Genomic DNA, 13,084 nt, shown 5'->3' on the forward strand with positions numbered 1-13,084 from the left:
AATGCAGTACCATCCCCAACCTTATGGAACGCAGGAAAACACGAACCATCAGCGTCGGCGGAGTCGGCATCGGCGGGGCGGCTGCCCGGACGGGCAGGACGGCCATTGCCGCGCCGCTGCGCTTCGCTGCGGTTTACTTCCTTTTGCGCTTCCCTGCGGGCTACGTCGGCAGGGTCGGGCATGGAAATGATGCGAACCTTGGGACTCTCGGCTTCCTTTTTTTTCTTTTTCTTTTTCTTGGGCTCGCCAGCTTCGGACTTGGCGTCCTTGGCCTGCTTTGCAGAAATTTTCTTTTCATCCGCAGGCTTCTTGCTGTCGGCCTTTTTCTTCTTTTCGGCCTTTGCAGGTGTTTGCTCTTCCGTTGCAGCGGCTTCTTCCTGTTCGGCCGCTTTCTCGGGGGCAGAGTCAGACGGCGTGCTCTCGGGCTGCTCCTGCTTGTGCTCCTCGGCCGTGACGGCGGTGTCTTCTTCGGCGGCAGGGGGGGCATCCTGCGTTGCCGTTTCCTGAGCCTCGGGGGAGGGCTCTTCTTCGGTCGGTGCGGGCTTGACTATGCGTGCGGCCTGAAATTCCTGCTTGCCTTGGGCTTTTTTCCCGGAGGACTTTGCCTTGGTAGCCTTTTTCTTGTTGGCTGTTTTGGCAGGCTTTTCCTCGTTCGGCTCTTCGGCCACGGCTTCGGGCTGTGCGGTGTCATCGGCAGGAGCCGAATCTTCAGCAACGGCTTCAACCGGTTCTTCTGCCGGTTCCGGAGCCTTTTCTTTCTTTTTGGCCGCTTTGGATTTGCGCCTGCGGCGGACGATAACGCCGGGCTGGACTTCCCTGCGCACCACTTCGGCTTTGGGCTGCCCGGTTTTCATGGCGTCCTTGAGCGCGGCCACGTCCTCTTCGCTCACGGAGCTCATGAGACTTTTGGCCTGTACCCCGATTTCGCGGAGTCGTTGAAGTATGTCTTTGTTTCCAAGACCCAGCTCAGCAGCCAGATCCTTAACCCTCAGTTTTGCCGTCATGTATTTTCCCCCTTGCATTTCTTCATCAGGCCGAATTGCGCCTTTTGGAATCGTTGGCGGCAATCGGCCTTGCCGCAGATGTAAAACCCCCGCCCCGGCAGAACCTGGTCGGGATCGGGAATCAGGCCAATCGTGGCCGTATCCCGTTCGGACGCGCCCCCGCGTCCTGATTTCGGACAAACATACCGCTTCAGCTCACTTTTCAAAAAGCGCTGGCGGCAGATAACGCACATGCGGATGGGGCCGAGCGGCCCCGGTCCGTTGTCGTGCATAGCTGTCTATTCCTTGGGCTCTTCGGCCTCTTGTTCATTCTCTTCCGCGTCGGCCGGTTCTTCAACCACCGTTTCTTCGGCTTCATCCGTTTCGAACGCAGCAGGGGCCGTCAGGCCCAGCATGTTCATGGCCACGCGGATTTCACCGATGCGCTCCTCGTCCAGTCCTTCCACTGCAAGCAGGGCTTCGTCGCTGGCCGTGGCCACGGCTTCCGTGGAATCAAATCCGGCACGGATGAAGCTGTCGATGCTTACTTCGGCAACACTGGCGATCTGGTCCATGCCCTTGAGCGCTGCGTTCATTTCCGCATGGCGGGTTTCGGTGAAGATGTCGACCTTCCAACCCAGCAGACGGGCCGCCAGCTTGACGTTCTGCCCCTTGCGGCCGATGGCCAGCGTGAGCTGATCGTCGGGAACGACCACTTCCAGGGTTTCTTCTTCGTCGTCCACCATGATGCGGGTGATGACCGCCGGAGACAGGGCATGCTGCGCGTAGCGTGCGATGTCCGGGCTCCAGACCACGATGTCGATGCGTTCGCCCTTGAGCTCCTGCACCACGTTCTGGATACGGGAACCGCGGATGCCCACGCAGGCGCCGACCGGATCAACGTCGCGGTCACGCGAGGACACGGCCACCTTGGCACGCAGTCCCGGATCACGGGCCACACCCATGATCTTGACGGTTCCGTCCGCCACTTCCGGTACTTCGCGCTTGAACAACTCGGCCATGTAGTCCGGATGGGACCGGGATACGATAACCTGCGGTCCGCGGGATTCCTTGAGTACATCAATGATATACGCCTGCACACGGTCGCCGCGCTTGTAGCGCTCGCGCGGGATCTGCTCGTCCTTGGGCAGCAGGGCCTCGGTGCGTCCGAGGTTGATGATCCAGCCGGTGCGGTCGCGCCGTTGGATGATGCCGCTGACGATTTCCGAAGTGCGATCCTTGAATTCCTCGTAGATGATTTCCTGCTCGGCATCGCGCATGCGCTGTATGATGACCTGCTTGGCACTTTGTGCGGCAATGCGTCCCAGATCTTCGATGGCGAGCTTGAAGCCCATCTCGTCGTCGAGCTGCACGTTCGGATCGTGCTCTTTGGCTTCTTCAAGGGTGATCTCGCTGATCTCGTCGTGAACGTCCTCCACGACCACCTTGAACTGGTATACTTCGATTTCGCCCAGTTCCTCGTTGAAGGTGACTTCGATGTCCATGGTGTCGCCATATTTGCGATGCACCGCGGAGCGAACAGCCTCTTCAAGGGTGTCGATCAGCAGATCGCGGTCAATGCCCCTGTCTTTGCTGATTTGATCAATTGCCTTTTTCAGTTCCGACATGCTGAAACCTCCGCCCGTACCCCGGGATGATTCCCGTGGCCGCAGGCCAGTTTGCTAGAATTCGTGAACCAGTGTCGCTTCCCTGACGTCGTCCCAGTCCAGCCGATGGGGTTCGCCGTCACACTCGATTTCAAGCCCGGTGTCCGTAACGGCCACGAGCTTTCCCTTGAAGTGTCGGCGTCCGTCGATCGGTTCGGCCAGATGCACGTCCAGTGTGCGGTTCACGTAGTCGCCCAGCTGGTCCAGGGTAAAAAATCTTCTTTCCAGGCCCGGCGAGGATACCTCGAGCGTGAATGCGCCGGGAATGATGTCTTCGGCTTCGAGGACAATGTCCACTTGGCGGCTTACTTTTGCGCAGTCGTCAATGTTCACGCCTTCAGGGCCGTCTATGAATATGCGGATGACGCGCTTCTTTCCGGAAGAGGCCATGCTCAACCCCCAGAAGGTGAACCCGAGGGATTTCACTTCGGTTTCCACAAGCTCCGCAAGCTTTCTTTCAAATGCGTTGTGCCGCATGAATCTCCTGCCTCAAAAAATAACAAAGGCGGACCCTAGGGCCCACCGTCTTCGGACGAACCAAGCAGAAAACAACGGTTTCCTGCCTAAGGTCTGGAGCGGGTGACGGGAGTCGAACCCGCGACACCAAGCTTGGGAAGCTTGTACTCTGCCAGCTGAGCTACACCCGCTCGGAAACGTGTCCATTTATACATATTCATATTGGAAGTCAACATTACGGGGCGGCAAACAGCCTATTTTCAAGCTTTGTTTCTTTGGCCCGCATGTTGCAACAATGGCTCCCGAACAGGAGGAATTCTGATGAGAGACAGCTCATTCAGCGCATTATTCGGGGCTTTGTCCAATGAATTGAGGATGTCGACGGTTGCCAATAATTTGGCGAACGCCAATACGACCGCCTACAAGAAGGACAAGATAGCCTTTCACGACACGTTTCAGCGTTTTGCCCACGATTATCTGGGCGACGCCAAACCGTACCTGCGCGACAAGGATTTGTGGCCCCGTGCCAATGTCATGGCCAGGCCGCGCCTTTCCGACCAGCAGATAGATTTTACGCAGGGCAGTCTTCAGCAGACCGGAAACCAGCTGGACATGGCCATTAGCGGCGATGGCTTTTTCAAGGTCCAGATCGGCGACGAGCAGCTCCTGACCCGTGCCGGCAATTTCGTGGTGGACGCGGAGGGAACGCTCATGACGCCCGAGGGCAATCCGGTCATCGGTGGCGGCGGTCCCGTCAATATTCCGCCCACTTCGCGAGTCGTCGTGGACGGTTCGGGTGGCATCATCGTGGATGGTGCACTGGTCGCCAGAATGGATGTCGTCACGGTTTCCGACCTCAACGAACTCGAGAAGGTCGGCAAAAACTGTTACCGCCTGCGCTCCGGATCCACAGCCGATGAGATTCCGGCTGAGGACTGTACCGTGGAGCAGGGATATCTGGAAAAAGGAAATGTCGAGGTTGTGACCGAAATGGTGGCCATGATCGAGACCCAGCGTTCGTTCGAAGCCTATTCCAAGGTCATCAAGGGCGATAGCGAGCTCGACACCAAGTTGCTCACCCAGGTGGGCAGGGCAACATAAACAGGAGGATATGAACCATGATGCGTTCCTTGTGGACTGCGGCCACGGGCATGGTGGCCCAGCAAAAGCACATCGACGTGCTGTCCAACAACCTGGCCAACGTCAATACTACCGGTTTCAAGAAGAGCCGGGCCGAATTCGAGGACCTCATGTACCAGACCCAGAAGATCGCGGGCACGCTCAACGAGGGCGGCAACCGCATCCCCACGGGCATGCAGGTCGGCATGGGTGTAAGAACCGTGACCGTTCACAAGTTCTTTACACAGGGTGATTTCGAGAACACGGGCAACAGTCTGGACGTGGCCATCGAGGGCGACGGTTTCTTCAGGGTGCAGCAGAACGGCGAGGACGCTTACACGCGTGCCGGTTCATTCAAGCTGGACAACGAGGGCCGAATCGTCACCGCAAATGGCTATCCCCTGCAGCCCGAATTCATCGTCCCTGCGGAGACCGTGAATCTGGTCATCACCGAAAACGGGGACATCGAGGCACAGGACAAACAGGGGCAGGCGTTGGCTTCCGGCGACATCCCCATCTATACGTTCATCAACCCGGCCGGGCTCAATGCCGTTGGCAACAATTTGTACTTCGAGACCGAGGCTTCCGGCGATGCCGTGGAAGGTACGCCGGGCGACGATAACTTCGGCACGTTGGCACAGGGTTTCATTGAAGGTTCCAATGTGGAAATGGTCGATGAAATGGTCGGTCTGATCGTGGGGCAGCGGGGCTATGAGCTCAACTCCAAGGTCATCACCACTTCGGACTCCATGCTCCAGACAGCCATCAACGTGAAGCGCTAGACGCGAGATGTCTGAACGGGAAGGGATTGTCATGAGTATCTCATTGCATAAAGACATGTTTTTCAAGGCCCAAAAGCCCTGCCTCTTCGCTTTGGCGAGCCTCCTGGCTCTTGTTGCCGTTTTCATGGCTTCGGGAGTGGTCTCGGCTGCGGATGAGTGGCGCATCAAGGTCAAGGGAGCGGTCTGCGTGCACGAGCCTGTTGTCCAGCTGGGGCATATTGCCCATCCCGTGGGCGATTATGATCGCGACGCGTGGAAGCGTCTGGCCAGCACCCGGCTGTGGAAGGCATCCACACGCAAGGGGCGTCCGGTCGTGGTCCCCCGTGCCAAGCTGGAAAATATTCTCAAGTATTACCTCAAGGAAGAGGCTGCGCGCTGTGTGTTGCCTCTCAAAATGGCTATCCAGACCGGTGGCCGAGTCGTTGCCGGACAGGATCTCAGGAACAGGGTTGTCGAATTTTTGACGATTCATTCCCGGGGAATGGGCGAGGATGTCGAATTCAAGAATTTCGCCATGCCGGATGAGTTTTTCTTGCCCAACACATACGACAAAATCGAATTGGCGCTTTCGGACGAGGCCATGTCTCCCGGCACAAATCGGTTTGTGCTGCGCGCAAAGACCCCGGACGGAAAAATCACCAGAACCAAGACCGGCAGCGTGTTTGTGAGTGTCTGGAAAACCGTGCCCTGCGCATCGCGCCCCGTGAATCGGAATGAGCGGTTAACCTCTGATAAAATTACATTTATCAAAAAGAATGTCGCCTATATGGCCAACGTGTGGGACGGAGAGAAAGGCGCATGGCGGGTCAAGCGTCCGGTGGGCACCGGGCAGCCGTTTTTGATGACGAACATCGAACCCATGCCCATGGTCACCAAGGGCGATGTCATCACCCTGGTTTACAAAAACAAGCGCATACAGCTGACCACCAAGGTCGAGGCGCTCGGGGACGGCCATCTGGGACAGAACATTACGGTGCGCAACTTGCAAAGCAAGAGAATCATAGCGGCCACGGTTGTGGACAACGGTGTGGCCAAGGTCCGTTAGATGCGAGGTAGGACAATCATGAAGATCATCACTGGAACACAAACATGCATTTTGATCATGGCAGTGGTTCTGCTTGCGGGTTGTGCCGCACGCCAGGAGCCCACGCCCATGCCGGTGCTGACGCCTCCGCAGATCGTGGAACAGGATCCTGCGGATAATCCCGGTTCCCTGTTTGACGAAAACCGGGCCGAATACCTTTTCGAGGACAATCGCGCCCGCCGTGTGGGTGACATTGTCATGGTCAATGTTTCCGAATCATCAAGCTCCACGCTGAAGGCGGATACCACTGCCAAACGCGACACCCAGACGGATATGGGAATTACGGCCATGCCCAATACCGGCTTGCTGGGCGAACTGCCTTTGGGAACGCTGGGCGCCAAGGCCGGCTTTGATATTGCGGCCGGAGCAAAGAACGATTTCACGGGCAGCGGTGAAGCCACGCAGGAAGCCTCGTTTACGGCCACGGTTGCCACACGCATCGTGCGCAGGATGCCGGGCGGTGTGCTGCAGGTCGAGGGTGCGCGTCGCATCCGTGTGTACAACGAAACACAGATACTCGTGGTTCGTGGGCTTATTCGGGAACGTGACATCCAGTCGAGCAACGCTGTTTCCTCCAACAACCTGGCCGAGGCGCAGATCGAAGTCTACGGCGAAGGCGTGCTGGCAGACAAACAGAAGCCCGGTTGGCTCTCCCGGCTGTTGGACAACATTTATCCCTTCTAGGAATTCTCATGGATATTGGCATGCATAAGGAGTCGGTCATGAAAGTCGCCACCAAGGCGGACGCGGAATTCAAGAGATTGGTGCTGCGTATCGTCCTGATATTGATTTTGGGCGCCTGTGCCGCGGTCTGGACGTCGGGCCAGGTTTATGCGGTTCGGCTCAAGGACATTTCCAGCTTCAGCGGCGTCCGTACCAACGAATTGGTCGGCTACGGCTTGGTGGTCGGTCTTGCGGGAACCGGTGACGGCACATCTTCGGATTTCACCATGACATCCATGTCCAACATGCTTGACAAGATGGGTGTTCAGGTCGACCCGAGCAACCTCAAGCCCAAGAACGTGGCTGCTGTCATGGTCACGGCCAAGATGCCCGTATCGGTCAAGCCCGGTTCTACCATCGATGTGACTGTATCCTCGCTGGGTGATGCCGAAAGCCTGCTCGGTGGGGTTTTGCTGGTTACGCCGCTCAAGGGGTTGGACGGCAGGGTTTATGCGGTCGGGCAGGGCGCGCTGACCATCGGGGGATTTGCCCTCAGCGGTGAGGCCGCGAGTGCACAGAAGAACATTCCCACCGTGGGCAGGATTCCCAACGGGGCCGTGGTGGAACGCGCTGTGCCTTTCAAGTTCAACCGTCAGGACGGCATGACTGTCAATCTCACTATTCAGGACTTCAATACCACCATGCAGGTGGTTCGGCGCATCAACGCCACGTTGGGCGGTGAATTCGCCCGTGCCGAAGACATTTCCACGGTGAAGCTTTCCATCCCCGACAAATTCCGGGGCAACATGGTTCCGCTCATGGCTTCGCTGGAGAACCTGAATATTACTCCGGACGGCAAGGCAAAGGTTGTGGTTGACGAAAAAACCGGAACCGTTGTTCTCGGGCAGGATGTGCGTCTTTCCAAGGTGGCCGTGGCACACGGCAACCTGCAGGTGGTCATCGCCGAGGACGAGGAAGTGAGCCAGCCCGGTCCTTTCTCCGAGGGAGAAACCGTTGTTACCCCGCAGACCGACGTGCAGGTTAGTGAGCAGAATAACCGGCTCATGCTCATGGAAGGGGCAACGCTTCAGGAGCTGGTGGACGGTTTGAATTCCATAGGAGCGTCTCCGCGTGACCTGATTTCAATCATCAGAACACTCAAGGTTGCGGGATCGCTGCACGCAGAAGTGGAGGTCATTTAAGATGGTCGAATCCTCATTTGGTGCAGAAGCCGCGGTAAGCAGTGCCGCTCAAAAGGAACTCATCAAGTTCAAGACGCAGATGGACGGTCTCAAGGAGCGGCTGGCGGCCGCTCCGGACAAGGAAGGCAAGCTTCGCGAGGCATGCAAGGATTTTGAAGCCGTATTCATTTCCAAGATGTGGAAGGAAATGAAGAACACCGTGCCCAAGGGCGGGGTGTTCGGCAGCAAGCAGAGCGAAATGTACATGTCCATGTTCGACCGCGATTTTGCCGAGAAAATGGCAGATTCCGGCGGCATTGGTCTTGGCGACATGCTGTACGACCAGCTCAAGGACAAGCTCAAGCAGAGTAGCCGGGACGCTCTGGCCGGCAAGGTGGCCATCAAGCCGCTTGAAAACGGCAGTGCGGGCATAGCCCTCAGTCCCGCGGACAGGGGAGGGGTTACGCCCGGACAAGGCCTTGGCAATCGTACCATCGATCAGTGGTTGGGCAATGAATCCGCAAGCGTTCAGGGGAAAGAGGGTTTGGCTGAACACAATGAATCCGTTGTCGATGCCGCCCTCAGCGATACGGAGGTCAAGGCCCGTCTGGATGCGTTGACACGCCGTATCGAAGGTCGCCGCAGTGCGTCCCGCGCCGCTTCCTCCGCCTATGGAGAAAGCTCGGCTTCCGCAGACGATGAGAACATTGGCAGGAAACTTGCTCGAATAGGGTAGCAGACAAGGGGCCGTTATCGGCTGAAATCTTAATAAAGATATGTATTTCAATAGAATGGTAGCGAAAGGGGATGAGGATGTTTACATTGCTTGAGGAAAATTTGGTCCGGCAAAACAAGGCAATCATGTTGTTGAGTGCCTTGTTGGAGGAAGAATTTGCCCGCTTGCAAAAGCGTAATCCCCGTGGCGTATCCCGCATAGAGCTTTCTATTCAGGAACTTCTGCGCCAGATCGCGGCTGAGCGGTTTTCCCTGAAAAGAATGTGTCAGGCCATTGATCCTGAGGCCGAACAGGTGCACATGCTGTATTCGTCCATGGACGAGACGACCCAGCAGGCCTTTGGTTCCATGCTGGCGATGCTTGACAAGATGGAACAGAAGTGTGGTCTGCAGGCCGCAAAGAATCAGGAGCTGGCGCAGGCGCTGCTGGACCAGAGCTCTTCGCTTTTGAATTTCATGCACAAGGAAATCCAGCCCAAGAAGCGTGACGCCTATTCGGCCAGAGGTCGCTTCGTGGGGGCGGGTTCGTCGCAGGCGACCATTTTGAGAGGGAGGCTGTAGCCATGGCGTTCGGGGCCAATTCCATACTTGATGTCGGGCGCTGGGCCCTTTTCGCCTCGCAGGTGCAGCTTTCTGTCACCGGTAACAACATTGCCAATGTTGATACCGAGGGCTACAGCCGACGTTCCGCAGTTCTCGAAGAAGGCATCAACATCGACTACAAGCCCGGCCAGATGGGCACGGGCGTTCAGGTCAAGGAAATCCAGCGTCATTTCGACGAGCTGGTCGAGCGGCTGTATTATGATCAGGCTTCCCTGAGGGACAAGTGGGGCGCCCTGTACGAACAGCTGCAGAGCGTGGAGAGCCTGTTCAACGAGTCTTCGGGCATCGGCGTGAGCGATTCGCTTTCAACATATTTCAATTCCTGGAACGATCTCAGCCAGCGTCCGGAAAACTACGGAACGCGTCAGGACGTGGTCAACCAGGGCACGACCCTTGCCTCGACCATTTCCCAGGCAGACAGCTCCCTGAACGACATGCAGGAACGCATTGACGCCATGATCGATCAGGAGGTCATGAACGCCAACAACATCATGGGTCAGATCGCCGATGTGAACCGGCGCATCAACGTGCATGATATTCCGGGCAGCAACAACGCCAACGCCCTGTATGACGAACGGGCGCGCCTGGTCCGCGAGCTGGGCGAGATCGTGGACATCAATTACATCGACAACGGTCTGGGCAACGTGACCATCACCACCAAGGCTGGCCAGACCCTGGTGGACGGTGAAGAACATTTTTATCTCGAGTTCGGGGCGCCCTATGCGGAGCAGGATCTTGAGCTGGATTCCACGTTCGAGGGGCAGGTCTATTTCGAGGGTGATTCGAACTTTGAGTATACCATCGAGTTCATGGCTTCCAACTCGGGAACCACGGATGCGGGCATTGTCAGCAATTCCGGGAATGCCGCCCAGTTCAGGGTTTCGTTGGACGGTGGCAACACCTGGCTGACCAACCCGGATGGCAGCACGCGCTATTTTGCGGCCCGTCCGGATGAGGGCAAGGTCAATGTCGAGGGCGTTTCCATATGGTTCGGTTCCGCCACAGATCCCAAGGGCGACCCCACCGGAACGCTTAAGAAAGGCGATACCTTTACCATCCGACCCAGCCGCACGCTTTTCTGGGTGGAAAACACCTCTCACAAGCAAAACATCACCCCACAGGCGGATTTCACGGGGCAGGAAAACCCCGAACGCCTGACCGGCGGCAAGCTCGGCGCGTATTTTTCTTTGCGGGATCAGTATGTGGGGCGTTATCGCGAAAAGTTGGATACGCTCGCCCACAACCTGATTTGGGAAGTGAACCGCACGCACAGCCAGGGCGCGGGATTGCAAAATTACACCAGCCTGGATGGTACCTACAGCGTGGATGCCATTGACCGGCCGCTTGCCAGCGATTCCACGGGGCTTGCCTTTGGTGACAAGCTTCAGTCCGGCAGCAGCTTCGTCTACATTTACGATCCGGATACCGGTGCGATGCTTTCCAACGCCGCATTGGATTTCGACCCGGCCACGCCCGGTACCCAGATGTTTGATCCGAATCAACATTCCATGCAGGATGTGGTTGATGCCTATAACAACACCTTTGGTTCGTTCATGACCGCAGGTATCGTCAACAACCGCATTCACCTTCAGGCCAAGGACGGGTACGAATTCACGTTCGGCGCGGATTCCGCGGGGCTGAATGCTGCGCTCGGCTTGAATACGTATTTTGAAGGGGACGATGCCGGAACCATTTCTGTCAACGACACCATTGCCACGGACCTTGATTTTTTGGCTGCCGGGCATGTGAACGGCGCCGGGGAAGTCAATTCGGGCGACAACTACGTGGCTCTGGCCCTGTATGGCCTGCGCGAGCAGGATGTCGAGATGTACACGCCCATGGAAGGGTCCACCAAGCAGACGTTGATGGAATACTACAACGGGTTGGTGGGCAACGTGGGTGCCGATACCAACAACGTCAAGTTCAGTTACGATTTTACTAATTCGCTGGCAACGGATCTGGACGACCGGCAGCAGCAGGTTTCCGGAGTCAACCTTGATGAGGAAATGAGCAATCTCATCAAGTTCCAGCATTCCTACACGGCTGCAGCCAAGCTTATTACCACGGCGGACCAGATGCTCCAGACCGTGCTTTCGCTCAAGCCGTAAGGGGGACGATATGTACAGGGTTTCCCAGCAGATGCTTTTTTCCAGGTACGTGAACAACATGAACACGTCCCTGACAGATCTCATGGATCTGAACATCAAGTCGCAGACCATGAAGCGTGTCAACAAGCCCTCGGACGATCCCACGGGCATGATGCGTATTCTGGACCATCGCGATGTGATTCGTTCCCTTGACCAGTATCAGGAAAACGTGGACACGGCCAAGGGATGGCTGGGGCGTTCGGACGACACCTTGCAGCAGGCCTCCACGCTGTTGACTCGTGCCAAGGAATTGGCAACCCAGGCTGCCACCGGCACGCTCAGCGCGGACAACCGCGAGGAGATCAGTTACGAATTGCGCAGTCTTTTCGATCAGATGATCGGTCTTTCCAACACGGAATTCGAGGGCAAAAGCATTTATTCGGGACACAAGACCGATGGCAACGCCTTTGAAAAGATCATGTGGATGACCACCAACGACAAGAATCTGAACAACAACAATACATTCCGCGTGGAAGGCACCTCGGAAACCACGGTGCTGGTCCAGTTTTACGATACGAGCGACACGGCTGCCCCCGGCGATACCATGGCCCTGAACGATCCCAACCTCGGGATTCGTTACAGTTCGGACGGCGGCGATTCTTGGAAAGACGGAACAGTGGCCTTTGCAGGCGGCGAAGCCCGATTGCAGATGCCGGGAAGCGGCACGTCCGTTGTTTTCAACAACAATTCCGATGTGCGTATCAATAGTCATGATGATGAAAACGACGGGCGGGGCACATGGCTCTGGCTCCGTCCTTCCGCCCGCTATCTTGGCGACGATGTGGACTCCGTGGACGTGGACAAGATGGGCTCTGGGACCGGAGTCTACGAGGCCGAAGCCAGCGGTTCGTTTCCTCACGGCAACGTCATGGTTCGCATCGACAATGATTCTGCCGTGGATTTCGACGAGGAAATTGAATATTCCTTCAGTATCGATGGTGGACTGACCTGGAAAACCGGCAACCGGGCCTATGCGGACGCCACGGCCAGCAATGCGGTACTGAGCATCCAGCCCGGCGGCGTGCTGACCCTGAATTCAAACGGCGGCAATACGTTGCAGCCCGGAACCCAGTTCGTGATTCATCCCCGCACCGCGGATATCAATCTGGACATTTCCGAAACCGAAAGCGTGCGCGTCAACGATATTGGCAAGGATCTTTTCGGCGGTATCTATCAGGATCCGGACGTGACCATATCCAATGGCGGCAACGCAACCCTGCTGGGCAGTTCCAACGCCATGCCCATGTTTTATGACAACGACGGGCAGGCCGGGATGTTCCTGGCTGCGTCCAATGCCTCGACCACCGAGAATATTTTTGAAGTCATGGGCAACCTCATCGCTTTTACGGAAACCAACAACCAGACCGGCGTACAGCAAATGCTGGCCAGTCTGGAGGTGGCGCATGAACATCTGATGAACCGGGCCGCCAGCGTGGGCGGCCGTGAGAACAGGCTCTCGGTTGCGGATAATATTCTTTCCGGTCTTGAGTTGAACGAGAAGGAGTTGCTCAGCAACGTGGAGGATGCGGACGTCACCGAGTTAATGACGGATCTGGCGCAAAAGCAGATCATTTACGAATCCGTGTTGCGTTCGTCGTCCATGATCATGCAGATGAACCTGACCAAGTTTATCTAACATCTGAATGATACTGGACATACCATTC

13 protein-coding genes and 1 tRNA gene are annotated in these 13,084 nt (G+C 56.8%); 9 read left to right on the top strand and 5 right to left on the bottom strand.

Features of this window, described 5'->3' with window-relative positions; all coding sequences use genetic code 11:
• The 5 genes from F8A88_RS13380 to F8A88_RS13400 all read right to left on the bottom strand — a co-directional run.
• A partial coding sequence (locus F8A88_RS13380) for a translation initiation factor IF-2 N-terminal domain-containing protein (RefSeq protein WP_194163289.1) occupies nt 1-1,004 on the bottom strand: 1,004 nt, incomplete at its 3' end.
• Complete coding sequence (locus F8A88_RS13385; RefSeq protein ID WP_241667459.1) at nt 1,001-1,276, bottom strand: YlxR family protein; 276 nt, start codon at nt 1,274-1,276, stop codon at nt 1,001-1,003. The genes F8A88_RS13385 and F8A88_RS13380, both read right to left, overlap by 4 nt.
• Before the next feature lie 6 nt (nt 1,277-1,282).
• Nucleotides 1,283-2,611: a transcription termination factor NusA gene (gene nusA, locus F8A88_RS13390; RefSeq protein ID WP_151151684.1), complete on the bottom strand. Its 1,329-nt coding sequence runs from the start codon at nt 2,609-2,611 to the stop codon at nt 1,283-1,285.
• Between the two features lie 54 nt (nt 2,612-2,665).
• Entirely contained in the window at nt 2,666-3,127 is a 462-nt protein-coding gene (locus F8A88_RS13395; RefSeq protein WP_151151685.1) for a ribosome maturation factor RimP, read from the bottom strand.
• Between the two features lie 94 nt (nt 3,128-3,221).
• Nucleotides 3,222-3,297 (bottom strand) — tRNA-Gly (locus F8A88_RS13400).
• Nucleotides 3,298-3,427: 130 nt separating this feature from the next.
• Here F8A88_RS13400 and flgF point away from each other — a divergent pair.
• From flgF to flgL, 9 genes are all read left to right on the top strand, one after another.
• A complete protein-coding gene (gene flgF / locus F8A88_RS13405; RefSeq protein WP_151151686.1) occupies nt 3,428-4,207 on the top strand; it encodes a flagellar basal-body rod protein FlgF in 780 nt (259 codons plus the stop codon).
• Between the two features lie 17 nt (nt 4,208-4,224).
• On the top strand, nt 4,225-5,007 hold the full coding sequence (gene flgG, locus F8A88_RS13410; RefSeq protein ID WP_151151687.1) for a flagellar basal-body rod protein FlgG: 783 nt from the start codon (nt 4,225-4,227) through the stop codon (nt 5,005-5,007).
• Nucleotides 5,008-5,038: 31 nt separating this feature from the next.
• Nucleotides 5,039-6,052, top strand: a complete 1,014-nt coding sequence (flgA, locus tag F8A88_RS13415; RefSeq protein ID WP_161598427.1) for a flagellar basal body P-ring formation chaperone FlgA — start codon at nt 5,039-5,041, stop codon at nt 6,050-6,052.
• 57 nt (nt 6,053-6,109) lie between these two features.
• Nucleotides 6,110-6,775: a flagellar basal body L-ring protein FlgH gene (locus tag F8A88_RS13420; protein WP_241667460.1), complete on the top strand. Its 666-nt coding sequence runs from the start codon at nt 6,110-6,112 to the stop codon at nt 6,773-6,775.
• Between the two features lie 38 nt (nt 6,776-6,813).
• Nucleotides 6,814-7,956 carry a flagellar basal body P-ring protein FlgI gene (locus tag F8A88_RS13425; RefSeq protein WP_151151690.1) on the top strand — a complete coding sequence of 381 codons (1,143 nt, stop codon included), beginning with the start codon at nt 6,814-6,816 and terminating at the stop codon, nt 7,954-7,956.
• 1 nt (nt 7,957) lies between these two features.
• Entirely contained in the window at nt 7,958-8,671 is a 714-nt protein-coding gene (locus F8A88_RS13430; protein ID WP_151151691.1) for a rod-binding protein, read from the top strand.
• A 125-nt stretch (nt 8,672-8,796) separates the two neighbouring features.
• Complete coding sequence (flgN, locus tag F8A88_RS13435) at nt 8,797-9,231, top strand: flagellar export chaperone FlgN (protein ID WP_241667461.1); 435 nt, start codon at nt 8,797-8,799, stop codon at nt 9,229-9,231.
• 2 nt (nt 9,232-9,233) lie between these two features.
• Complete coding sequence (gene flgK, locus F8A88_RS13440; RefSeq protein ID WP_151151693.1) at nt 9,234-11,381, top strand: flagellar hook-associated protein FlgK; 2,148 nt, start codon at nt 9,234-9,236, stop codon at nt 11,379-11,381.
• Nucleotides 11,382-11,391: 10 nt separating this feature from the next.
• Nucleotides 11,392-13,056, top strand: coding sequence for a flagellar hook-associated protein FlgL (gene flgL, locus F8A88_RS13445; protein ID WP_151151694.1), 1,665 nt, complete (start codon nt 11,392-11,394; stop codon nt 13,054-13,056).
• Nucleotides 13,057-13,084: the final 28 nt, after the last annotated feature.

This window comes from Pseudodesulfovibrio senegalensis, assembly GCF_008830225.1.
GTDB lineage: Bacteria > Desulfobacterota > Desulfovibrionia > Desulfovibrionales > Desulfovibrionaceae > Pseudodesulfovibrio > Pseudodesulfovibrio senegalensis.